18 protein-coding genes are annotated in these 23,904 nt (G+C 69.3%); 10 read left to right on the top strand and 8 right to left on the bottom strand.

Translation table 11 applies throughout. The annotated features are described in order from the left end of the window. From FS845_RS18535 to FS845_RS18525, 3 genes are all read left to right on the top strand, one after another. The coding region (locus FS845_RS18535) for a phosphate acyltransferase (RefSeq protein ID WP_260986342.1) at positions 1–973 on the top strand (973 nt) is incomplete at its 5' end. 61 nt (positions 974–1,034) lie between these two features. Further along, the gene (locus tag FS845_RS18530) at positions 1,035–2,192 is read left to right on the top strand and encodes a patatin-like phospholipase family protein (RefSeq protein WP_144638076.1); all 1,158 of its coding nucleotides are present in this window, start codon (positions 1,035–1,037) and stop codon (positions 2,190–2,192) included. Continuing rightward, positions 2,189–2,653 (top strand): barstar family protein, encoded by a 465-nt coding sequence (locus FS845_RS18525; protein ID WP_144638006.1) that lies wholly within the window; start codon positions 2,189–2,191, stop codon positions 2,651–2,653. The genes FS845_RS18530 and FS845_RS18525 overlap by 4 nt, the downstream gene beginning before the upstream one ends. Positions 2,654–2,799: 146 nt before the next feature. On the opposite strand, the gene FS845_RS18520 is transcribed toward FS845_RS18525, so the two are convergent. Next, complete coding sequence (locus tag FS845_RS18520) at positions 2,800–3,531, bottom strand: 16S rRNA (uracil(1498)-N(3))-methyltransferase (RefSeq protein ID WP_144638004.1); 732 nt, start codon at positions 3,529–3,531, stop codon at positions 2,800–2,802. Positions 3,532–3,836: 305 nt separating this feature from the next. Here FS845_RS18520 and tkt point away from each other — a divergent pair, with 305 nt between their 5' ends. The 4 genes from tkt (at position 3,837) to FS845_RS18500 (ending at position 10,117) form a co-directional block, all read left to right on the top strand. Next, entirely contained in the window at positions 3,837–5,873 is a 2,037-nt protein-coding gene (gene tkt, locus FS845_RS18515) for a transketolase (protein ID WP_144638002.1), read from the top strand. A 17-nt stretch (positions 5,874–5,890) separates the two neighbouring features. After that, the gene (gene gap, locus FS845_RS18510; protein WP_144638000.1) at positions 5,891–6,901 is read left to right on the top strand and encodes a type I glyceraldehyde-3-phosphate dehydrogenase; all 1,011 of its coding nucleotides are present in this window, start codon (positions 5,891–5,893) and stop codon (positions 6,899–6,901) included. Between the two features lie 722 nt (positions 6,902–7,623). Continuing rightward, complete coding sequence (locus FS845_RS18505; protein WP_144637998.1) at positions 7,624–8,817, top strand: phosphoglycerate kinase; 1,194 nt, start codon at positions 7,624–7,626, stop codon at positions 8,815–8,817. A 181-nt stretch (positions 8,818–8,998) separates the two neighbouring features. After that, on the top strand, positions 8,999–10,117 hold the full coding sequence (locus tag FS845_RS18500; RefSeq protein WP_144637996.1) for a helix-turn-helix transcriptional regulator: 1,119 nt from the start codon (positions 8,999–9,001) through the stop codon (positions 10,115–10,117). A gap of 79 nt (positions 10,118–10,196) precedes the next feature. Here FS845_RS18500 and FS845_RS18495 read toward each other — a convergent pair whose 3' ends face one another. The 3 genes from FS845_RS18495 to FS845_RS18485 all read right to left on the bottom strand — a co-directional run bounded on the left by FS845_RS18495 (position 10,197) and on the right by FS845_RS18485 (position 14,964). Beyond that, positions 10,197–11,219, bottom strand: coding sequence for a glycosyltransferase family 9 protein (locus FS845_RS18495; protein WP_186332333.1), 1,023 nt, complete (start codon positions 11,217–11,219; stop codon positions 10,197–10,199). A gap of 506 nt (positions 11,220–11,725) precedes the next feature. Continuing rightward, entirely contained in the window at positions 11,726–12,109 is a 384-nt protein-coding gene (locus FS845_RS18490) for a DUF4148 domain-containing protein (RefSeq protein ID WP_260986341.1), read from the bottom strand. A gap of 266 nt (positions 12,110–12,375) precedes the next feature. Beyond that, positions 12,376–14,964 carry a DUF3141 domain-containing protein gene (locus FS845_RS18485; RefSeq protein WP_144637992.1) on the bottom strand — a complete coding sequence of 863 codons (2,589 nt, stop codon included), beginning with the start codon at positions 14,962–14,964 and terminating at the stop codon, positions 12,376–12,378. Positions 14,965–15,312: 348 nt separating this feature from the next. Here FS845_RS18485 and FS845_RS18480 point away from each other — a divergent pair, with 348 nt between their 5' ends. Further along, the gene (locus tag FS845_RS18480) at positions 15,313–18,276 is read left to right on the top strand and encodes an MHYT domain-containing protein (protein WP_186332332.1); all 2,964 of its coding nucleotides are present in this window, start codon (positions 15,313–15,315) and stop codon (positions 18,274–18,276) included. Next, positions 18,276–19,295 carry a two-component system response regulator gene (locus FS845_RS18475; RefSeq protein ID WP_144637990.1) on the top strand — a complete coding sequence of 340 codons (1,020 nt, stop codon included), beginning with the start codon at positions 18,276–18,278 and terminating at the stop codon, positions 19,293–19,295. The genes FS845_RS18480 and FS845_RS18475 overlap by 1 nt, the downstream gene beginning before the upstream one ends. On the opposite strand, the gene FS845_RS18470 is transcribed toward FS845_RS18475, so the two are convergent. The 4 genes from FS845_RS18470 to FS845_RS18455 form a co-directional block, all read right to left on the bottom strand. Then, entirely contained in the window at positions 19,212–20,738 is a 1,527-nt protein-coding gene (locus tag FS845_RS18470; RefSeq protein ID WP_186332331.1) for a diguanylate cyclase, read from the bottom strand. The two genes, FS845_RS18475 and FS845_RS18470, sit on opposite strands and share 84 nt — an antisense overlap. A gap of 180 nt (positions 20,739–20,918) precedes the next feature. Then, entirely contained in the window at positions 20,919–21,560 is a 642-nt protein-coding gene (yfcF, locus tag FS845_RS18465; protein ID WP_144637986.1) for a glutathione transferase, read from the bottom strand. Between the two features lie 148 nt (positions 21,561–21,708). Continuing rightward, the gene (locus FS845_RS18460; RefSeq protein ID WP_144637984.1) at positions 21,709–22,038 is read right to left on the bottom strand and encodes a DHCW motif cupin fold protein; all 330 of its coding nucleotides are present in this window, start codon (positions 22,036–22,038) and stop codon (positions 21,709–21,711) included. A 79-nt stretch (positions 22,039–22,117) separates the two neighbouring features. Next, positions 22,118–22,603 (bottom strand): GNAT family N-acetyltransferase, encoded by a 486-nt coding sequence (locus FS845_RS18455; RefSeq protein ID WP_144637982.1) that lies wholly within the window; start codon positions 22,601–22,603, stop codon positions 22,118–22,120. 251 nt (positions 22,604–22,854) lie between these two features. Between FS845_RS18455 and FS845_RS18450 the strand changes: the two genes are divergently transcribed. Then, on the top strand, positions 22,855–23,790 hold the full coding sequence (locus FS845_RS18450) for a DnaJ C-terminal domain-containing protein (protein WP_144637980.1): 936 nt from the start codon (positions 22,855–22,857) through the stop codon (positions 23,788–23,790). Positions 23,791–23,904 lie beyond the last annotated feature (114 nt).

Genomic DNA, 23,904 nt, shown 5'->3' with positions numbered 1-23,904 from the left:
CCTGGTGCGCGAGGGCGCGCGCGCCCGCATCGTGTTCACCGAGGGCGAGGACGAACGCGTGCTGCGCGCCGTGCAGGCGGTGGTCGACGAAGGCCTGGCCCGCCCCATCCTGGTGGGCCGGCCCGCCGTGCTCTCCGCGCGCATCGAGAAGTACGGCCTGCGCCTGCAGCTGGGCAAGGACGTCGAGGTGACCAACCCCGAGTACGACGAGCGCTTCCACCAGTACTGGACGACGTACTGGGAGCTGATGTGCCGGCGCGGCATCACCAAGGAAATGGCGCGCGTGGAGATGCGCCGCCGCCTGACGCTGATCGGCGCCATGATGGTGCGCGTGGGCGATGCCGACGGCATGATCTGTGGCGTGGTGGGCGCCTACCACGACCACCTGCGCTTCATCGACGAGGTCATCGGCAAGCGCCCGGGCGCCAATACCTACGCCGCCATGAACATCCTGCTGCTGGACGAGCGCACGGTGGCGCTGGTGGATACGCACGTCAACGACGATCCCACGGCCGAGCAGATCGCCGAGTTCACCGTGGCGGCGGCCGAGGAAATGCGGCGCCTGAACCTGGCGCCGAAGGTGGCGCTGCTGTCGCGCTCCAACTTCGGCACCGGCACCTGGGCGTCCGGCGCCAAGATGCGCGACGTGCTGCAGCGCGTGCGCGCGGCCGCGCCGGAGCTGGAGATCGACGGCGAGATGCATGGCGACTGCGCGCTGGACGAGGCGCTGCGCCTGCGCATCCTGCCGTCGTCCACCCTCAAGGGCGAGGCCAACCTGCTGGTCTGTCCCAACGTGGACTCGGGCAACATCGCATACAACCTGCTGAAGACCGCCGCGGGCGGCAACGTGGCCGTGGGCCCGTTCCTGCTGGGCGCCAACGCTCCGGTCAGCATCCTGACCTCCAGCGCCACGGTGCGTCGCATCATCAACATGACCGCCCTGTCGGTCGTCGATGCCAACAATCCGCGTTGAGTCCGCAGTACCCGGCACGCCGGCCCTGAATCGGCCCCTGGTCAGGCCGACCGGGCTGGTGCTGACCGGCGGGGGCGCGCGCGCCGCCTACCAGGTCGGCGTGCTGGCCGCGGTGCTCGAGATCCTCGATCCCGACGGCCGGCCCGGCTTCGTCAACCCATTCCCCATCATCTGCGGCACCTCCGCCGGCGCCCTCAACGCGGCGGCGCTGGCCTGCCGCGCCCATACCCCGCACCGGGCGCTGGCGCGCATGCGCAAACTGTGGGAGTCGCTGGAAACCTCGATGGTCTACCGCGCCGACGCCTCCAGCCTGGCGCGCACCGGCGTGCGCTGGCTGGGCCTGCTGTCGCTGGGCTGGATGCTGGCGGGCAAGGACGACAAGCGGCCGCGCTCGTTGCTGGACAACACGCCGCTGGCCGAGCTGCTTGCGCGCGTGGTCAATTTCCATCGCCTGCACGCCAACCTGTCGCGCGGCTTCGTGTCCGCGCTGGCGGTGACGGCGTCGGGCTACACCAGCGGCGAGCACCTCACGTTCTACCAGGCCGGCCGGCCCATCGAACCCTGGCACCGCTTCCTGCGTCGCGCCGTGCCCACGCCCATCGGCATCGACCACCTGCTGGCCTCGTCGGCCATCCCCTTCGTGTTCCCGGCGCGCGCGGTGCGCGTGCAGGGCCAGGTGGAGTGGTGCGGCGACGGCTCGATGCGGCAGCTGGCGCCGATCAGTCCGGCCATCCACCTGGGCGCCGACCGCGTGCTGGTCATCGGCACCGGCTACCGCGACGACACGCACCCCGAAGAGCGCGCCGAAGATCCGCCGTATCCCTCGCTGGCGCAAGTGGCGGGCCACGCCATGTCCAGCATCTTCCTGGACAGCCTGGCGGTGGACGTGGAGCGCCTGGAACGCACCAACTCGCTGCTGGAACACGCCGTGCTGCCCGACGGCTCGGCCACCCGGCGCGTGGACGTGCTGACGCTCACGCCCAGCCAGTCGCTGGACCAGCTGGCGCTGGAGCACCTGGACGACCTGCCATCCGAGGCTCGTACCCTTTTTCGCGTACTCGGTGTATCGTCCGAGCCGGACCGTCCGGGGGGCGGCGCACTCATGTCGTATCTGCTGTTCGAAGCCGGATACACACGGCGATTGATCGAACTGGGTTATGCCGATACGATGCGGCGTATTGATGAAGTCACCAGGTTTTTCCAGGAGGCCCGGGCATGACGCGGAATGGCCAAGCAGCGCTGCAGCGCCAGTTGAAACGTGGCGGCGCCATCGACCATGATGGCGGCGAGAAGCAGGCCATGGTCGATGCGACGCAAGAGCTCGGCATGACCTTGATGGTGGCCGACTGCGACCGCGCCCGCAGCCGCTCCGCCGTGCTGCGCGCCGTGGCCAAGGCCGTGGATTTCCCCGAGTATTTCGGCGGCAATCTCGACGCCCTGTACGACTGCCTTTGCGACACCGTGCTCGACCACAAGGAAGGCGTGGTGCTCTGGCTGTACCGGCTGCATTCCGGCGATCCCGCGCTGACCGACGACGCCGCCAGCATCGAGGGCGTGTGCGCCGACGCCTCCGAGTTCGCGCGCGAGAACGGCCGCCTGTTCTGCTACGTGGTCGAACACGCCGGCCGCCATCCCGATCCCGAACCGGGCGTCGCCGCCGCGCCGTACGGCGAGGTCTGATCCGGCAGGCGCCGCGCATCGGTCGCGGGCGCCGTTTTCTTGTTTCCAGTCATTTCGACGTCGGCGGGGCAGGTCGCCGGCGACGCGCCGCCGCGCGATCGACATGCCGCCGGCGGCCCGCGCCGCCGCTCAGGCCGCCGCGCGTTTCACCACTTCAGCAACGCGCTGGCCGCGGCCATCAGGGCCAGGCCGGCGGTTTCCGTGCGCAGCACGCGCGGACCGAAGCGCACGGCCGTCGTGCCGGCCTGGCGCGCCGCCTGCAGCTCCGCGTCGGACCAGCCGCCTTCCGGACCCACCAGCAGGCTGATGTGACGCGGCGCGGGGGCCTGTGACAGCACGTCCGCGAGCGAGGCTTCGGCATCGGGATGGCACAGCAGGCGCGGCCCGTGCGGCGCCTCGCGCAGCCATTCGGCCAGCGAACAGGGCGCATCCACCTGCATCAGGCGATTGCGGCCGCATTGCTCGGCGGCCGACTGCGCGATGCGGCGCCAATGGGCCAGCCGCTTGTCGGCGCGCGCGCCGGACAACTGCACCACGCTGCGCTGCGCGCCGATGGGCGCCACGCGCGCGGCCCCCATTTCAACGGCCTTTTCCACGACCCAGTCCATCTTGTCGCCGCTGGGCAGGCCCTGCACCAGCGTGATTCCGCCGCCCAGTTCGGCCTCGCGTGCGCGGTGCTCGCCCAGCCGGGCGTGCACGGCACGGCCTTCGACCTGCAGCACCGCGGGGTACTCGCCGCCGCGTCCGTCGAACAGCACGATGTCCTGGCCATCGCGCAGCCGAAGCACGCGCACGGCGTGATGGGCCAGGGCCTCGGGCAGGGGCAGCAGGGCGCCGCTGGCCAGCGGCAGGTCGCAATAGAAGCGGGAGAGGGACATCGTGCGGATGGGGGATGGGCGGTCGTGGCGGCTAGGCTACCATTTGCCGGCGGGCCCCGCCCGGACGTCGCGCGCCGGGGGCATCTCGTCGAGACATCCCGTGCGGGGCGTCCCGCCCTGGGGCGGGGCCCGCGCATCCGCCGCCCGGCCGGGCCATCTGCGTCCGGGTGCTAAAATCGTGAGCTTTCCAGGCCCGCGCCTGGCGCAATGTTCGTGCCGCAATGTTCGTGCTTCCTGCGGCCGCGCCGGATGTGGCGCCGGCGCCCGCCGCGGCGTCCAACCGCTTCGATCCAAGAGCCCGCCGAATGAGTCTCTCCCCTGTCCCCAACCCCTTGGCCAACGCCCTGCGCGTGCTTGCAATGGACGCCGTGCAGCAAGCCAACTCCGGGCACCCCGGGGCCCCGATGGGGATGGCCGAGATCGCCCAGGCGCTGTGGACGCGCAACCTGCGCCACAACCCGGCCGATCCCGCCTGGGCCAACCGCGACCGCTTCGTGCTGTCCAACGGCCACGGCTCCATGCTGATCTACGCGCTGCTGCATCTCACCGGCTACGACCTGCCGCTGGACGAGATCAAGCAGTTCCGCCAGCTGCATTCCAAGACGCCGGGCCACCCCGAAGTGGGCATCACCCCCGGCGTCGAGACCACCACCGGCCCGCTGGGCCAGGGCCTGTCCAACGCCGTGGGCATGGCGCTGGCCGAGGCCCTGCTGGCCGCCGAATTCAACAAGCCCGGCCACGCCATCGTCGACCACAACACCTACGCGTTCGTGGGCGACGGCTGCCTGATGGAAGGCATCTCGCACGAAGCCTGCTCGCTGGCCGGCACGCTGAAGCTGTCCAAGCTGGTGGTGCTGTACGACGACAACGGCATCTCCATCGACGGCCACGTCGAGCACTGGTTCGCCGACGACACCGCCAAGCGTTTCGAAAGCTACGGCTGGAACGTGGTGCGCGGTGTGGACGGCCATGACGTCGACGCGGTCGACGCCGCCATCAAGCAGGCGCGCGCGCAGTCGGCCAGGCCCACGCTGGTGGTCTGCCGCACCGTCATCGGCAAGGGCTCGCCCAACAAGGCCGGCACGCACGATGTGCACGGCGCTCCGCTGGGCAAGGACGAGATCGCCGCCACGCGCGCCGCGCTGGGCTGGAGCGGCGAGCCGTTCGCCATTCCGCAGGACGTTTACGACGGCTGGAACGCCCGCGAATACGGCGCCCAGTCGCAGGCCGACTGGAACAAGGTGTTCGAGGCCTACAAGGCCGCCTTCCCCGCCGAGGCCGCCGAATTCACGCGCCGCATGCAGGGCGACCTGCCCGAGGACTTCGCCGACAAGCTGCAGGCCTACGTGGCCGGCACGGTCGAGAAGGGCGAGACCGTCGCGTCGCGCAAGGCCTCGCAGTTCGCCATCACGGCGCTGGCCGACGTGCTGCCCGAAATGCTGGGCGGCTCGGCCGACCTGACCGGCTCCAACTTCACCGACTGGAAGGGCGTGGCTCCGGTGCGCGCCGCCGAGGGCGGCATCAACTTCGGCCGCCACATCAATTACGGCGTGCGCGAGTTCGGCATGGCCGCCGTCATGAACGGCGTGGCGCTGCACGGCGGCTACCTGCCGTTCGGCGGCACCTTCCTCACGTTCTCCGACTACTCGCGCAACGCCATCCGCATGGCCGCGCTGATGAAGCAGCGCGTGGTGCACGTGTTCACGCACGACTCCATCGGTCTGGGCGAGGATGGCCCCACGCACCAATCCATCGAGCACGCGTCCAGCCTGCGCCTGATCCCGAACCTGTCGGTCTGGCGTCCCTGCGACACCACGGAAACCGCCGTGGCCTGGGGCTGCGCCGTGGGCCGTCCCGCCAGCATCGGCATGGCCGTGCGCGACGGCGGTCCGTCGGCGCTGCTGCTGTCGCGCCAGAACCTGCCGTTCGTGCCGCGCGACGCCGACACCGTCCGCGCCATCGCCCGCGGCGGCTACGTGCTGCGTGACGCCGACGGCGCGCGCGCCGTCATCATCGCCACCGGCTCCGAAGTCGGCCTGGCGCTGGACGCGCAGGCGCAGCTGGCCAAGGAAGGCATCGCGGTGCGCGTGGTCTCCATGCCCAGCACCGACGTGTTCGACCGCCAGGACGCCGCCTGGAAGGCTTCCGTGCTGCCCAAGGGCCTGCCGCGCGTCGCCGTCGAAGCCGGCGTCACCGCGTTCTGGCACAAGTACGTGGGCCTGGAGGGCGCCGTGGTCGGCATCGACCGCTACGGCGAGTCCGCGCCGGCCGGCGCGCTGTTCAAATTCTTCGGGCTGACCGCCGACAAGGTGGCCGAGACCGTCAAACAGGTTTTGCAATAAACCAGGAGCATTCAGCCATGACCATTCGCGTAGCCATCAACGGATACGGCCGCATCGGCCGCAACGTCCTGCGTGCCCACTATGAGGGCGGCAAGAAGCACGACATCGAGATCGTCGCCATCAACGACCTGGGCGACCCCAAGACCAACGCGCACCTGACGCGCTTCGACACCGCCCACGGCAAGTTCCCGGGCACCGTCGACGTCGACGGCGACTACATGGTCGTCAACGGCGACCGCATCCGCGTGCTGGCCAACCGCAACCCGGCCGAACTGCCGTGGGGCGAGCTGAAGGTCGACGTGGTGCTCGAGTGCACGGGCTTCTTCACCTCGAAGGAAAAGGCCAGTGCGCACATCAAGGGCGGCGCCAGGAAGGTCATCATCTCGGCTCCTGGCGGCAAGGACGTCGACGCCACCGTCGTGTACGGCGTCAACCACGGCGTGCTGAAGGCGTCGGACACCGTCATCTCCAACGCGTCGTGCACCACCAACTGCCTGGCCCCGCTGGTCAAGCCGCTGCACGACAAGCTGGGCGTCGAGTCCGGCCTGATGACCACGATCCACGCCTATACCAACGACCAGGTGCTGACGGACGTCTACCACGAAGACCTGCGCCGCGCGCGTTCGGCCACGCAAAGCATGATCCCGACCAAGACCGGCGCCGCCGCCGCGGTGGGCCTGGTGCTGCCCGAGCTGAACGGCAAGCTGGACGGCTTCGCCATCCGCGTGCCGACCATCAACGTGTCGATCGTCGACCTGTCGTTCATCGCCAGCCGCGACACCACGGTGGAAGAGGTCAACGGCATCCTGAAGGCCGCCTCGGAAGGCGAGCTGAAGGGCATCCTCGACTACAACACCGACCCCCTGGTCTCGGTGGACTTCAACCATAACCCGGCTTCCAGCACCTTCGACGCCACGCTGACCAAGGTCTCGGGCCGCCTGGTGAAGGTCACGTCGTGGTACGACAACGAGTGGGGCTTCTCGAACCGCATGCTGGACACGACGGTTGCATTGATGTCGGCCAAGTAAGTTCTTGCTTGTATCGATGGGGCAGGTCCTTTCTTCGCTTTTTTGCGGAAGGGGTCTGCCCTTTCGTTTGAGTGTTCGTCGTGTGTTTGTTGGAATGTCGTGTGCTGGGGCGGTCATTCTGTGTTCTTGAGGCGTCCCCGTCCGCGCCAGTGGGCCGCACCGGCCAAGTCGGTCGGCTCGGGCGCGCCACCAGGCGCCCTCGGCCCCTACGGGGCTTCCCTCCCTCCAATTGGCCGGTGCGGCCCACTGGCACGGACGGGGACTCAGGACAGCGGCATGCGGCGGGCCAGGGCATGCCACGTGCCGGTGCTCGGCGGTACGGCGAAAGACGGCTTAGAGGCCATGTAGTGCCATCGCTGCATGCTCGATGCCGTACTTTGAAGGACGGCGATCGGTTGTAGATCGTTGGCATGACGTCATAGCAGTCGGCCTGTGTCCCGATGGCTCGTGCCGGCCAATTGGAGGAGGGGAAGCCGCGTAGCGGCCGAGGGCGCCTGGTGGCGCGCCCGAGCCCGACGACTTGGCGGGCACGAGCCATCGGGACACAGGCCGACGGTTCAAGAACTCAAACAAACGTCCACCGCAAGACCCCCGAGTAGTTAAGAACCCAAACACTCGAACACAACAACAGACCCCCCGCAGCGCGCAATTACGCAAGAATGCTCGGCGAGTAGAGAAGCGCCCAGAGCGTCCAGATTTCCAATAACTAGAGAGAATCGTCTATGTCCAAAGTCAATACGCTGTCCGCGCTGGCGAAGTCCGGACAACTGTCCGGCAAGCGCGTGTTCATCCGCGCCGACCTCAACGTGCCGTTCGACGACGCCGGCAACATCACCGAAGACACGCGTATCCGCGCGTCCGTGCCCGGCATCCGCCTGGCGCTGGATGCCGGCGCGGCCGTGATGGTCACCTCGCACCTGGGCCGTCCCACCGAAGGCACGCTGGGCAAGGACGACACCCTGGCGCCCGTGGCGGCTCGCCTGGCCGAGGTGCTGGGCGCGCCCGTGAAGCTGGTGCAGGATTGGGTCGACGGCGTGGACGTCGCGCCCGGCCAGGTCGTGCTGCTGGAGAACTGCCGCGTCAACGCCGGCGAGAAGAAGAACGACGAAGCCCTGTCGCGCAAGATGGCCGCCCTGTGCGACGTCTACGTCAACGACGCCTTCGGCACCGCGCACCGCGCCGAGGCGACCACGCACGGCATCGCGCGTTTCGCGCCCGTGGCCTGCGCCGGTCCGCTGCTGGAAGCCGAGCTGGACGCGCTGGGCCGCGCCCTGAACGAGCCCAAGCGTCCGCTGGTGGCCATCGTGGGCGGTTCCAAGGTGTCGACCAAGCTGTCCATCCTGCAGTCGCTGGCCGGTAAGGTCGACCAGTTGGTGGTGGGCGGCGGCATCGCCAACACTTTCATGCTGGCCGCCGGCCTGCCCATCGGCAAGTCGCTGGCCGAGCCCGACCAGCTGGAGCAGGCACGCGCCGTCATCGACCTGATGGCCAAGCGCGGCGCCGCCGTGCCCATCCCGGTGGACGTGGTGTGCGCCAAGGCCTTCGGCGCGGATGCCGAAGCCACGGTCAAGGCCGCCGCCGACGTGGCCGACGACGACATGATCCTGGACATCGGCCCCAAGACCGCCGCCCAGCTGGCCGACGTGCTGAAGCAGGCCGGCACCATTGTCTGGAACGGCCCGGTCGGCGTGTTCGAGTTCGACCAGTTCGCCAACGGCACCGAGACGGTGGCGCGCGCCATCGCCGACGCGGCCGGCTTCTCGATCGCCGGCGGCGGCGATACCCTGGCCGCCATCGCCAAGTACGGCATCGGCGAGCAGGTCGGCTACATCTCCACCGGCGGCGGCGCCTTCCTGGAATTCCTGGAAGGCAGAACGTTGCCGGCGGTGCAGGTGCTGCAGGAACGCGCTGCCTGAGCACCGCGGGTCATGACGCGGCCGCCGTACCGCGGCCACGGCGGGCATTGCAGGATTCCCTGCAGTGCCCGTTTTCTTATTTGGTAACTTGCTCTAGTGTTTCTTAATATTTTCTGACAAGCTGGCGGCCAGCCGCTGCCCGGCCCCGGGCGGCACCCCTAGCGCTTTCCGGAGACCCGCCATGGGTGATTCTCCCTCAGCACGGCTGGCTTCCCTGTTCTACGAGGGCATCCTGTCCCCCGAGGCATGGTACAGCGCGTTGGACGAGACCACGCGGCAGGTGGGAGGGTGCTATTTCCACCAGATCGTCATCGACCGAGAGGCGCAGGCGGTGGTCGACCACGTCGTCAGCGCAGGCGTCCCGGACCAGGCGAACGAGTACGAGCAGCACTACGCGCATCGCGATGAGCGACTGGGCATCCTGGCGGGCTTCCAGCCCGGCCAGTTCATGTACGACCACGATCATTTCGACGCCCGGCATCGATCGCGCAGCGCGCTGTACACCGATTTCCTGGGCGCCAACGGCATCCACGATTGCGTGGCCATCGTGCTGGACAGCAGCGCCGCGCATCGCGACGAGGTCGGCCTGCTGCGCGCCAAGGACGCTGTCCCCTTCGGCGATGACCATCGCCAACTGCTGCAGCAACTGACGCCGGCCATGGCGCGCGCGGCCAGGCTGCGCGCGCAGGCGCGCACCCTGGCGCAACGGGCGGCCCTGGGTTTCGCGGCCCTGGAGACCCTGCCGCGCGCGCTGGCCGTCGTCGACGCGCATTGCCGCGTCGATTACTGCAATCCGTCGGCAGAACGCCTGTTCGCCTCGCAGACGGCTTGCCACGTGCAAGCCGGCCGGTTGCGCATGGGCGAGCCCGCCGAACAGGACATCCTGCGGCAGCGCGTCGCGCGTGCCTGCGCCGACGTCCAGCCGGCCGCCGGCGTGCTCAGCGTGAACGTGGGCACGAGCAAGATGGCGATCAGCGTGCTGCCGCTACGCTCGGTCCATGCCCTGGCGCCGGGCGTGCGTCCGCGGGCCATGGTGATCTTCGCCGGCCCCGCGTTGGCCGCCCGCGGCGCGGTGTCGCCGCACGTGCTGGCCGAATGCCTGGGATTGACGGTCACGGAAGGGCGCCTGGCGACCGCGCTGGCCCACGGGACCAGCGTCACCGAGTTCGCCCTGCAGCATGGCTGCAGCGTGCCGACCGCGCGCACCCATCTGCGCAACCTGCTGAACAAGACGGGCTGCCACCGCCAGGTGGACCTGGTGCAGGTGGTGCTGGGGATGTGGGGCGGCGCTGGCAGCTGAGCGCCCGCCGGCTTCGAAGGGCAGCGGGTGGCGCTCGCGGGGATGCGACGCGCCCTGCCACGCGACCACGGCGGCGCCGTTACGCCGCCGCGGGCCTCGGCATCAGTTCCCGCACCGCCTGCACCGCGCCTGCCACGTCCAGGTTCCAGACGATGCGGGTGTCGTCGTACGCCGGGATGAAGGCCTTGGAGCGCTGCGAGCGCGCCATGGCGATGATCGGCACCTGCACGGCCGCCGCGATGTGCATGGGACCCGAGTCCGGGGTGATGACAGCGCCGGCCTGGGCCAGCATGGCGGCGAACTCGCGCAGCGGGCGCGGCGGGCAGAGCCTGCCATGGGGCAGCGAGGCCAGGGCGTGCTCCAGCGCGGGCACGAGCCGGGTTTCCTCCGGGCCGACGAACACCACGAAGCGCTGTTGCAGCTGGTCCAGGCCGCGGCACAGCGCCGTCCAGAACTCGGCGGGACAGACCTTGTCGCCGTGGCCACCGACGAACAGTGCCACGTAGGGCTCGACGCGGCCGTCGCGCATGCGTAGGCCCAGCGTCTCGAGGTTCGCGCGGGCGCCAGCGGCTTCCTGCGGGCAGAACACCAGTTGCGGACGCGGCAGGCAGGCCACGCCCAACGCGCGGGAGAACACCGAGGCCGTGTCGTAGGCATGGTCGACGTCTTCGCGGATGTTCACGTCGTACCAGCACGCCGAGCCGCGCGGCTTGCCGATGACGTAGCGGGCTCCGACCAGGCGCGAGATCAGCAGGCCGGTGAGCGAGCCGTCTTCCAGTTGCACCGCCAGGTCATAGCGGCCGGCGCGCAGGTTGCGCAGCAGCGAGACCATGCGCCACGGGCGCGATATGGCCGAGCGGGACAGGGCGGCCACCTTGCCCACGGGCAGGTTGCGGAACAGGCCGGCCGTCTTGTCGGTGGCCAGGAAGTCGATCGTCGCGCCGGGATACTTCGTCCTGAGCGGGTCGATGATGGACGTGCTTAGCACGGCATTGCCGATGCGGTAATTGGGCCGGATCACGATGATCCGCTGGATGTCGCACAGCGCCGCGACGCCCTGTTCGTCCCGCGTGCCGCCGCCCCGGGAAAGCAGGCGCAGCAATGAATTCTTGGCGGTGCGTTCGGCGTGCCGGGCGGTGCGCTTGAGGGCGCCTTTGGCGGCAAGTGCATAACGCACCGTGCGGGGTAGGTGTGGGGCGCTGTGAATGGCCATAGGCAAGCCTGGATCCGCGACGGGAAGAGAAGCAGGGCAGGTTGCCGGGGGGCGGCGGCAATCCTGTGCGCATCCGCGGCGTCGGCCGCGGATGCGGCAGCGAACGGTCGCGGAAAACGGACAGTCTGGCCAATCTCTATGACAGAAAATCGAAACGACCGGAACTCTTACATCTCGCCTTCATTCGTCGTCGATCCGGCGCAGGACGACATTGTCCGGCCGCGCGCCGCCGGTGCGGGCATGGAGAGCGGCGCCTGGCGGCGATGCAATAAAAAAATGCCTGGTCCATCGGCTGGACCAGGCATCTCAAGGTCGCATCCGCCACGGCGTCGGCGGCGGCGGATGCTTCGGGGGTATCACGCCGAAAGCACCGGGCTTTCGGACTTCGGCAGGCCTTATTCGGCGGCGACGGCGTCGTATTGCGCGGTCGTGTTCTGCGCGACGAACGGGGTGTCGTTCGGTTCGACGTTGGACGACAGGCCGGCGGTACGGGCCGCGGCGGCTTGCGCCTGTACGTCGGCACGGCTGGCCTGGGCCGAGGCGCCGTAGGCGGCGGCCTGGAAGGGCACGTCGTTCGGTTCCACGTTGGCGACCAGGCCGTTGGCGCGGGCCTGGGCCAGATCGGCTTCGACCTGGGCGCGGCTCAGGCTGCCGGCATCGTGCTGGTCGCCGTAGACGCCCTGGAAGGGCACGTCGTTGGGTTCGATGTTCGAACCGGCAAAGGCGCTGGCGCTCATCAGGCCGGCGGTCATCATCAGGGCAGCGGTAAGGGTCTTCATGATTACATCTCCTGGTATTCGGTCGAGGGAGCGAAACCGGCGGAGGAATCCGTCGTCGTTGGTTTTGTTTCGCGGTGAAGACATATTGCGCCTGTCCGGACCTAGGATAAACCCTTGGTTGGGAAAATATTTTTCCACCAGTGGTGAACTGGTCGTTGATTTTCCCGCATTGAGTATGAGTTTGTAGGGAATGTAGCCGTTCGTAAAGCGGAACGCCCCGCGCCAGACCAGCCGGCGCGGGGCGTTCGTCCTTGATCCGCGGGGAATCAGGCCTTGGCGCGGGAGCGAGGCGGCCGGGTGGCCGGTGTGGCGCTCGCGGATCTGGACGCGGCGGTCTTGGGCGCTGCGGTCTTCGGGGCCGCAGTCCTGGTTGCGGCCGTCTTGGCGGCAGGGGTCTTGGCCGCGGCCTTCCTGGCCGTGCGCGGCCCGGCCGACTCCCGCTTCGCCGCGGCCTTGCGCGGGGCTGCGGCCCGTTTGCGCGGCGCCGCCGCGTCGGCGTCGTCCATGCCTTCCAACGGCAGCGTGGCCGAGGCGCGCGCCACGGCCTTGGATTCGGCCGCGGGCGCCGTCTTGGCCGGCAACTGCTCGGCCGCCTCGGTGGCCGGCACGTCGGCCTGCGGAGCCAGCGCCGCCGCGCCGCCGCGCTTGCCCTTGCCGCCGGCGCGGCGGGCCGCTTCCTCGAACAGCGTCTCCATCTCGCGCAGGCTGGCCTGCGCGCGCTCGTTCAGCGGCTGCGCGGCCTCGAGCACTTCCTTCATGTCGGCCAGCGCGTTGAGGATCTCGTCGGCGCTGGAGCGTTCCAGCAGCGTCGGCATGGCACGCAGCGCGGCCTCGGTATCCAGGCGCATCACCAGCGCCTGGTCGCGCACCACGTCCTTGAACTGCTGCAGCGACAGCAGGTGATCCTTCCTGGCGCGCATGCGGCGCACACCCGCGAAGCTGCGCTCGTCGACGCTGCCCTCGGCGCTGGCCACGTACAGCAGCATGCGGATGGCCGCTTCGCGCAGGCCGCCCACCGCGATCAGCGAACGCAGTTCGGCCGTGCGGTCGTCCATGAAGCTGCGGTGCTCGGGCGAGATGCCCGGATGCCGGCGCGGCGCCTCGGCCTTGTCCTTGGCGCCCAGGCCGGCCCAGTCCTGCACCAGCGGCGAGCCATAGATGTTCATGAACAGCGCTTCCTGGCTCCAGTCGCGCAATTCCTGGTACATGTTCAGGCCGGTCTCGATGGCCTTGGACACCATCTGCTGGGCCAGCAGGAAGGGGTTGTCGTCCGACACCGGCTGGCGGTGCGCGCGCACCTGCTCGGCCACCTGCGCCACCGGCGCGACCCAGGGATTGCGGTCGGAGATCATCTCGTATGGCAGTCGCAGCGGATGCATGCGCTGCATCCATTCGGCCGATTGCGGCGTGACCGCGGCGCGCAGCCACGGCTGCACGAAGGTGCGGTACAGGCCCAGGTTGATGTCCGAGATGCGAGCCACCGCGGCGAAGCGGCGGTCGTCGTCCGGGCGCTGCTGCACGATGGCGCGCACGTCGTCCATGCGGCGGCCCTCGAACGACAGCACGTAGTCGCCCTGGACCAGGTCGGCGTTGACGGTCTCGGGCGTCTTGTCGGCGATCTCGGCCTGGTAGATGCCCGGTGGCAGCACGTCGATCATGTCGATGTTGCTGGTGAACTCCTGGTGCTCCTTGCGGGCCACGCTGCCCGACACGAAGATGCCCAGGTGGCCGATGCTTTCATGCACGGCATAGACGATGGTCTGGCCGTGCGCGCGCACTTCCTGGTCGTTCTGGTACAGCTCGGGGATCCAGCCCAGCGCCTGCGGCGGCGGCGTGATGTTGTCGCCGCGCGAGCAGAACACGATGATGGGCGAGCGGATGTTGCGCAGGTCGATGCGGATGCCGTCGGAGGTGACCAGGCCGGCGGTGGCCAGGCGGTTGCCCACGAACAGGTTGTCGACGATGTACTGGATCTCGGGGCCGTTCAGGTAGACGTGGCCGCCCCACCATTTCTCGAAGCCCAGGTAACGTCCGGCCTCGGTGTCGACCTTCTCGTACAGGTTGTACTGCTTGGTCCACAAGGTGTTGGACGGGTTCAGGCTCTCGAAATTCTGCACCAGCCAGGCTCCGTCGAACTTGCCCGCGCCCAGGTCGCTGGTCATGGCGGTGAGCCAGCTGCCGCCCAGCAGGCCCCCCGCGTAGCGCATGGGATTCATGCCGCGCCAGCCCGACCAGTACGACAGCGGCGCGCCGGCGATGACGATGGGGCCGAACAGCTCGGGCCGCATGGCCGCGGTCATCATGATCTGCCAGCCGGCCTGACAGTTGCCCACCGCCACCGGCTTGCCCTCGGCCTCGGGATGGCGGGCGATGATCTCTTCCATGAAGCGCGCCTCGGCGCGCATCACGTCCTCGACCGTCTGCGTGGGCATGGGGTGCGGCAGGAAGCTGGCGAAGTAACAGGGATGGCCGGCCCGCACCGCCACGCCGATCTCGCTTTCGGGCTTGAAGCCGCCGATGCCGGGGCCGTGGCCGGCGCGCGGGTCGACCACCAGGAAGGGACGCTTGCGCGGATCGACCGCGGTGCCCTCGGGCGGCAGGATGCGCAACAGGCCGTAGTTGACGGGACGCTCGAGCTCGCGGCCGTCCATGATCAGTTCGGATTTCATGCTCAGCACGTTGGGCGCGCGCTTGGCGATGTGCCGGTGGTACTGGTTGCCGCGCTGGCGCATCACGTCGGCGTACAGCACGCCGCGTTGCCAGGCGTCCACCGAGTACTCGTACGCGGCGGTCCATGGGTTGCTGGGCAGATTGGGGAACGGCTTGCTGGATTGATCGGCGGCGGATGCTGCCATGGCGATCTCCTGGAACGGGGTGTTCCGGCCCGCTGTCGAGCCGGTGCCGCTCATGGCGAGCGGCCGGTCTGCCCTCCATTACACCGCATTGTATGTTGCGGTGCAACAACAGGAATATGACAGTGTCTTGCCAACGTTTGCGTTAGTTCGCGCTTTCATCGAATTTGTCAAGACCCGCCCTAAAGAATTTCGTGCAAGCGCCGATAATGCACGTAGCCGGGTAGTCATGGCCTTGCCACCAGCACGTGGCGAGCGCGTGCCGGAGGCACGTCTTTGGCAGCTAGCCCCTGCCCAGGGGCACGTTCGAACATCAGGGGCCGGGTACCGGCCGAGCGGGAATTGCACGACATGGGTCACACCCATAGCTTGTTCATCGACTCGAGCTCGAGCGATGTGATGTACCTGCACGGCGCCCACAATCCGGGGCTGGTGCTGCTTTCCATCATCGTGGCCATCCTGACGTCGGGCATGGCGCTGCAGACGGCGCACATCGCCCGCAGCGCCGACTCCGCGCGCTACCGCAACCTGGCCATCGGCACGGGCGCGGTGGCTCTGGGCGGCGGCATCTGGACCATGCACTTCATCGGCATGCTGGCGTTCCAGTTGCCGACGATGGTCAGGTACAGCGCCACGATCACCCTGCTGTCCAGCCTGCCGGGCTTCGCCGCGGCGGCGCTGGCCCTGCGCATCCTGTCCAGCCCCGACGTGTCGTTCGGGCGCCTGGTGGGCGCCGGCGTGCTGGTGGGCCTGGGCATCGGCGCCATGCACTACAGCGGCATGGCGGCCATGCAGATGCCGGCCGACCTGCGCTACGAGCCGCGCATGTTCCTGGCCTCGCTGGCGGTGTCGGTGGGCCTGGCCGTGCTGGCGCTGTGGATCCGCTTCGGGCTGCACCGCACCGGCCTGGGGCCCGTGCAGCGCCTGTCGCTGGGCGGCATCGTCATGGGCCTGTCGATCTCCGGCATGCACTACACGGGCATGGCCGCCGCGCGCTTCATCGGCGAGCCCGGCATGGCGCACGCCGACATCGCGCTGGACCCGGTGTTCGTGTCGCTGGCGCTGTCCACCTTCACGCTGACGGTGGCCGTGCTGGTCACCGCAGCCAACGGCCTGATCCGCTACCGTGAACTGTTCCGCCAGCTCAGCGAGAACGAATCGCGCCTGCACGCCATCGTCGACACGGTGGTCGACGCGGTGGTCACCATCGACAGCCGCGGCATCATCCGCGCCTTCAACCGCTCGGCCACGCGCATCTTCGGCTGGGAGGCGCACGAGGCCATCGGCCAGAACGTGCGCCTGTTGATGCCCGAGCCCGACCGTTCGCTGCACAACGACTACATCGACAACTATCGCACCTCGGGCGATCCGCGCATCATCGGCTCGGGCCGCGAGGTCACCGGCCAGCGCAAGGACGGCACTTTGGTGCCGATCCGCCTGGCGGTGGGGCAGGTGGATCTGAAGGGCGAGCCGCTGTTCGTCGGCATCATGACCGACATCACCTCGCGCCACGCGCTGGAAGCCTCGCTGCGCGACGCCGCGGAACAGGCGCGCCAGGCGGCCGAGGCCAAGACGGCGTTCCTGGCCAACATGAGCCACGAGATCCGCACGCCGATGAACGCCATCATCGGCTTCACCGAACTGCTGCTGAAGTCCGACCTGACTGCGCTGCAGCGCAGCCATCTCAGCACCGTCCGGCAATCGTCGCGCTCGCTGCTGGGCCTGCTCAACGACATCCTCGACACCACCAAGCTCGAGAAGAATTCGCTGGAGCTGGAGCACATCGACTTCTCGATGAAAGACCTGGCGGGCCACATCGAGGCGTCGCTGTCGCTCAGCGCGAACTCGAAGGGCCTGATGCTGCAGACCGACTATCCCAGCGGCATGCCGCAGTACTTCAAGGGCGATCCGCTGCGCATCCAGCAGGTACTGACCAACCTCATCGGCAACGCCATCAAGTTCACCGAGCAGGGCTACGTCGAGATCCTGTTCCGGCTGGACGGCGAGCTCGTGCACATCCAGGTGCGCGACAGCGGCATCGGAATGAGCACCCAGCAGATGGAAACCATCTTCGCGCCGTTCTCGCAGGCCGATGCGTCCATCAGCCGCCGCTTCGGCGGGTCGGGGCTGGGCACCACCATCGCGCGCCAGCTGGTCGAGCTGATGGGCGGCACGATCGACGTGCAGAGCACGCTGGGCGTGGGCAGCGTCTTCCACGTGCGCCTGCCGCTGGCGCTGGGCAGCAAGCCCGGCGCGCCCGCGCCCGAGGTCGGCGCGGCCTCGCTGCCGCCGCTGCACGTGCTGGTGGCCGACGACGTGCCGCAGAACGTCGAGCTGCTGGCCCTGACGCTGGAAGAGCGCGGCCACCGGATCATGGTCGCCAAGGACGGACACGAAGCCATCGCGCTGTACATGGCGCATCCCTTCGACCTGGTGCTGATGGACATGCACATGCCGCGCGTCGACGGACTGCAGGCCACGCGCCGCATCCGCCAGCACGAGCAGGCGAACGGGCTGCCCGCCACGCCCGTCATCGCGCTGACCGCCAGCGTGATGGAATCGGATCGCCGCGCCGCGCGCGACGCGGGCATGAGCGGCTTCGCCACCAAGCCGCTGGACACGACGCGCCTGATGCACGAGATCGCCCGTGTGCTGGGCCACAATTCACCCGCCGCCTACGGCAGCCGCCAGGCCGCGGGCAAGGTCGACAGCCACCGCACGCTGATCGACTGGACCTCCGGCATCGCGCTGTGGGGCAACAAGGCGCGCCTGGCGCAGGCGCTGCAGACCTTCCTGGACGAAGCCGCGATGCGCCATCCCCTGCCCGAGGACGAGGCCGTCGAGATCGACTGGGACGCGACGATGTTCAGCCTGCACGGTCTGCGCGGCGCCGCGGGCAACCTGGCGCTGCCCAAGGTGACCGAGTTGGCGGGGGCGCTGGAAGAGCGCATCAAGCGTGGCGCCAACGACGACGTCCGGCCGCAGCTGGCGGAGCTGCGCGGCCTGCTGGCCAGCGCCGCCGAGGAGCTGCGGCAGTTCAACGCGGCGGCGCCGAGCCCCGCGCCGGCGCCGCCCGCCGCGCCCCGGCCCGATCTGCAGCCGCACCTGCGCGAGCTGCTGGACGGCCTGGAACGCAGCGAACTGCCCGTCACGGCGCTGGAGGTGGTCAGCCAGCATCTGCGCGCGCAGGGCCAGCAGGCGCTGCACGACGATCTGCACTACGCCATCGACGCGTTCGATTTCCAACAGGCCCGCGTGCTGCTGCTGCACTGGCAGTCCGGCGAGCCGGCCGATAGCGGCATCGCACCCCAGTGATGAAAAAACCCATCGACGCCCGTCCCACCCTGCTGCTCGTGGACGACGAACCCACCAACCTGCAGGTGCTGCGGCATACGCTGCAGGAGGACTACCGCCTGTTCTTCGCGCGCGACGGCCGCAAGGGCATCGAGCTGGCCCGCATGGAGCAGCCCGACCTGATCCTGCTGGACGTGATGATGCCCGACATCTCGGGCTACGAAGTCTGCGCCGCGCTGAAGCAGGACGAGGCCACGAAAACCATTCCGATCATCTTCGTCACCGCGCTGGCCAGCTCGATGGACGAGCAGTACGGCTTCGACATCGGCGCGGTGGACTACATCACCAAGCCCTTCAGTCCGGCCATCGTGCGCGCGCGCGTGCGCAACCACCTGTCGCTGGTGCAGGTGCAGGCCCTGCGCGACACGCGGCTGCAGATCATCCAGCGCCTGGGCGCGGCGGCCGAGTACAAGGACAACGAGACCGGCCTGCACGTCATCCGCATGAGCCACTACGCCAAGGTGCTGGCGCTGGCGGCGGGCTATTCGCAGACCGCGGCCGAAGAGGTGCTGCACGCCTCGCCGATGCACGACATCGGCAAGATCGGCATCCCCGACGCCATCCTGAAGAAGCCCGGCAAGCTCACCGAAGAGGAGTGGTCGGTGATGCGGCGCCATCCCATCATCGGCGGCAAGATCATCGGCGAGCACCGCTCGGGCCTGCTGCGCATGGCGCGCATCATCGCCGAGGGGCACCACGAGAAGTGGGACGGCACCGGTTATCCGCGCGGGCTGCGCGGCGAGCAGATTCCGCACGTGGCGCGCATCGTGGCGCTGGTGGACGTGTTCGACGCGCTGACCAGCGAGCGGCCGTACAAGTCGGCCTGGCCGGTGGACGAGGCCGTGGACTACATCGTCAAGGCCAGCGGGACCCACTTCGACCCCGAGCTGGTGCCGCTATTCGTCGAATGCCTGCCCGAGCTGCTGGCGATCCGCGGCCAGTGGGTCGACACCGTCAGCAACCGCATGCAGCTGTTCTGAGGCGTCGTCCTCGCGGTGGTGCGGCAGCCACAGGTTGAGCAGCCAGCCATTGGCCATCAGGGTCTCTTCCACGCGGTACACGTTGCCGTCGTGCATGGGCTGCAGGAAGCTGCGGTGCGGCTGGCGGCGGCGCTGCGCGTCGGCGATGGACAGCCAGGTGCGCAGGCTCTGCGTGTCGATGCGCGGGCCGCAGCGCAGCCGGTAGCAGTTGTGGATGATGTCGGCGAACGTGCGCGCCTTCGGTGGCACGCAGTACAGCCGGCGGAAGGCCTCGTTGGCCCAGGCCATGCGGTCGGAGGGATCGAAGATGGCGGCGGCGATGTTGCCCAGCTCCAGGCCGACCATCAGCCGCCGCTCCAGCGGCAGCAGCGCCTGCGCGCCGCGCGGCGGCTCGGCCGAGGGCGGATCGGGCGCGTCGTCGCCGGCGATCACCACGCAGTTGCGGCCCTGGTCCTTGGCGCGATAGAGCATGGCGTCGGCCAGCTTGAGCCAGGCGCCGTGGCTGTCCAGCTCGGGCGACAGCGCCGCGATGCCGATGCTGACGGTGACCGGGCGTTCTTCCAGCAGAGGCTCGTCGCGGATGTTCTGCTGCAGGCGGCGCATGAACAGGCCCGCATTGCGCGCCGACGTGTGCGGCATCAGCACCACGAATTCCTCGCCGCCGTAGCGTCCCGGCGTGTCGGAGCTGCGCAGGCTGGTCTGCAGGCGCTTGGCGAACTGGCGGATCGCCTTGTCGCCCACGGGATGCCCCAGGTCGTCGTTGATGCGCTTGAAGTGGTCGAAGTCGATCAGCACCAGCGCGGCCGGCTCGGCATGGCGGCGATAGCGCTGGAATTCCGCCTGGATGACGGCGTCCATGTGGCGGCGGTTGTGCAGGCCGGACAGGGCGTCATGCAGGCTGAGCTGCGACAGGTCCTCGCGCTGTTCGCGCAGCTCGCGCAGGGCCAGGTAGGCGATGCGCCCCGCCATGGCCGGATACACCAGCAGCAGCGGCAGGCAGGCCCAGATCTCGTCGGCCGAGGACTCGGGTTGCCAATCCATGCCGAACAGCAGCAGGCCGAACACGGCGCCCGCGGCGTGCAGGGCGAGGCCCCGCAGGAACTGGCGCCAGCCGCCCGCGATCATGCTGTCCATCAGCAGCAGGGCCAGCATCAGCACGCTCAGCAGGGCATTGAAGGCGATGCCGGCGGCCCACCAGCCCGCGGCGAAATGGTCGATCAGCAGGTTGCGGCGACCGGCCTCGGCGGGGGCGGCGGAGCGCGCCGACAGCCGCCAGGCGGCATAGGGCCACAGGAACGCGTGCAGGGCGTACAGGACCCATTGCCACCAGGGCGCGTCCATCTGGCGCAGCATGGGCGCCACGGCCAGGAAGCTGAGACCCAGCGCCAGCGCCCGGGACGGGTAGCTGCCGCGCACGAAGCTTGCCCAGGCCCTGCTTTTCAAGACCGGCACACGACCCTCTGCGACATGCGCGAGTGGACGGAGAACGCCTCGTTACGGACATCGGAGCGCATCAGAAGAGGAACGCCGTGGTAATTCCGTTGTTGTCTTACGATTGTTTGACGGATTATAGACGCCGGCAAACGTCCTGAAGCACGACGGCCGGGCCGCCGCGGCGCAGGCTCAGCCGCGGGCGGCGGCGTGGTGCCGCACCCACAACTGCACCGATGGGCGCTGCCATTGGGCCGTGGCATAGCCGCGCAACTCGGCGGGCAGTTCGTCGCCGTTGCGGGCCAGGCGCTGCAGCATCAGCGCCAGGTCGACGTCGGCGATGCTCCATTCGCCGAACAGGTTCGGGCCGCCGTGCGCCAGCAGCGCCTGCGCCACCCGCACCAGCTTGGCCGCCGCCGCCTGCCCGGCATCGCTCAGCGGGGCGGTAGCCGGCGTTTCGAACACCACTTCGGTCGGGCGGTCGGCGCGCAGCGCCTGCAGGTCGGACCGCAGCCAGGCCTGCATCTGGCGAGCCTGGGCGCGGCCGCGCAGGTCGGACGGATACAGGGCGGGGTACTGGGGAGCCGGGAAGGCCTCTTCAAGATACTGCGCGATGGCACAGGATTCGGCCAGGTGGAAGTCCTCGTGCGTCAGGGCGGGCACGCGGCCGGTCAGCGAGCGCGCCAGATACGGCCGCATGCGCTGTTCACCGCAATCCAGGTCGACCGGGCGCAACTGCATGGGCAGGCCTTTTTCGGTCAGCGCCACGAACGCCGACATGGCGTAGGGGCTGAGAAAAGCGGCGTCGACGTAGAGGGTGAGGGGGGCAACCACGAAGAGTCTCCGGCAGTGCTGGGGCTGGCGGAAAGGGCCGCCATGCCCGGCAAGGGTACCAGCAATTGCCGGCAGGCGCGGCCGGCGGCCCGGCGCGATGTCGTGGGAACGAGACGTGGCGGGCGGGGCCGTGGCGGACCGGAAGGTTCTAGTCGACGATGAACAGGCGGGCGCCGACGCTGGTGCTGGATCGATGCGGTTCGGCGCCGTCGGCCACCTGGTAGCTCATGCCCGGCCGCAGCACGAAGACGCGGCCGTCCTCCAGCTCGGTGTGCAGTTCGCCTTCGAGGCAGAACAGGATGTGGCCCTTGGTGCACCAGTGGTCGGCCAGATAACCCGGCGTGTAGTCGACCCTGCGCACGCGGATCGGGCCGAACTGACGGGTGCGCCAGTAGGCCTTGCCGGTCTCGCCGGGGTGTTCCGTGACGGGGACGTCGGACCAGTCGGTGGTGCCGAACGGAATGTCCTGCATCTGCATGGGGGGACTCCTGGGGGGTGGGCTGCGGGTCGATCGGGCCGCGAGCGGATGTCGCGGCACTCGGGCATGGCGTGGCGGCTCAGTGGTCCAGCTTCTTCTGCCAGAAGACGGCGCGGCCGTTGGCCTCCTGCAGCTGGTAGGCCTCGTAGCCCTGCTTGCGGTACAGCGCCTGGGCGGCGGCATTGCCCTCGAGCACTTCCAGCGTGACCTTGCAGCAGCCCAGCCGGCGCGCGGCAGCGTCGAGCGCATCCAGCAACTTTTGGGCGACCCCCTGCCGGCGAAAGCGCGCCGACACCATGAAGTCGTGCAGGTTCACCAGCGGACGACAGGCGAAGGTGGAGAAGCCTTCGATGTAGATGGCCAGCCCGGCCGGCTGGCCGTCGACGTAGGCCAGCAGCGCGTGCGCCCAGGGCCGCGCGGCCAGCGCCGCGGGCAGGTCGCGGCGCGCGTGGTCGGGCAGGGCCTCGCCGCTGCCCATGTCGCCACGGGCGTACTCGTCCAGCAGCGCGATCAGGTCGCGCGCATGGCTGGGGTTGGCGAAATCGACGTCGATGATGTCCGGCATGGTGGCGTGCGGTCTGCGATGGATGGGAGCCCTGCTTCGCTTGGGCGCCCGCCTTCGGGGCGGTCCGGCGGTACCCGTTCCCGGTACGGCCGGGAAAGGCGTTGCGCCAGCAGTATAGAAGAGCGGTCCGGCCGCCGCTTGGCCGGCGCGGTTGAAAAGCGCACGCCCGTCCCCATCTGGACAGCATCCCCGGGATGCCGCCGCGCCCGTTGCCGGCGGGCGTCCCTCACACTTTCTGTAGAGAGCCGTTCATGGAGTTCAAGGACTACTACGGCATCCTCGGCGTGGCGCGCGCGGCTTCCAGCGAAGACATCCGGCGTGCCTACCGCAAGCTTGCCCGCAAGTATCACCCCGACGTCAGCAAGGAGCCCGACGCCGACGCGCGCATGCGCGACGTCAACGAAGCCAACGAAGTGCTGGGCGACGCCGAAAAGCGCGCTGCCTACGACCAGTTGCTGGACGGCGTGGCCGCCGGCGGCAGCGGCGGCCAGCCGCCGCCCGGCTGGGACCGCGGCTTCGCGTTTCATGGCGCCGAACCGGGCGCGAACGGGTTCAGCGATTTCTTCTCGTCGCTGTTCGGCGCCGGGCAGGCCGGGGGCGGCGCTGCGTTCCGTGCGCGCGGCGAGGATCACCATGCCGTCATCGAGGTCGACCTGGAAGACGCCCTGCATGGCGCCACGCGCGAGGTCAGCCTGCGCGCCATGGAAACCGACGCGCAGGGCCGTCCGAACATCCGCACGCGTACGCTCAGCGTGCGCATACCGGCGGGCGTGCGCGAAGGCCAGCAGATCCGCCTGGCCGGGCAGGGCCTGCCCGGCATGGGCGGCGCGGGCAATGGCGACCTGCTGCTGGAGGTCCGCTTCCGGCCGCATCGCCTGTACCGAGCCGAAGGCCGCGACCTGTACATGACCTTGCCCGTGGCTCCCTGGGAGGCCGCGCTGGGCGCGACGGTGCAGGCGCCCACGCCGGGCGGCACGGTCGAGGTGTCGGTGCCGCCGGGATCGAGCGGCGGCCGCAAGCTGCGCCTGAAGGGCCGCGGCCTGCCGGGGCAGCCGGCGGGCGATCTCTACCTGGTGCTGGACGTGGCATTGCCGCCCGCGGACAGCGAGCGCGCCCGCGCGCTGTACGAGCAGATGGCGCGCGAGCTGCCCTTCGATCCGCGCCGCGCGGCGTTCGGCGCCGCGTAGCGTTCGAGGCGGTCTGCCCGGCCCTGAGGCGGGCACGCGGTGCGGCGGTCAGGCCGGCCCGGGATGCCCACGCGCAAACCGCGCGCATGAGAAAGCGCGAACACGTCGCGCATC

The sequence above is a fragment of the Bordetella genomosp. 13 genome (assembly GCF_007679965.1).
In the GTDB taxonomy this organism is placed as follows: Bacteria; Pseudomonadota; Gammaproteobacteria; order Burkholderiales; family Burkholderiaceae_B; genus Bordetella.
Note: the sequence above shows the minus strand (reverse complement) of the source record. Positions and strands in the feature narration are given on the sequence as shown.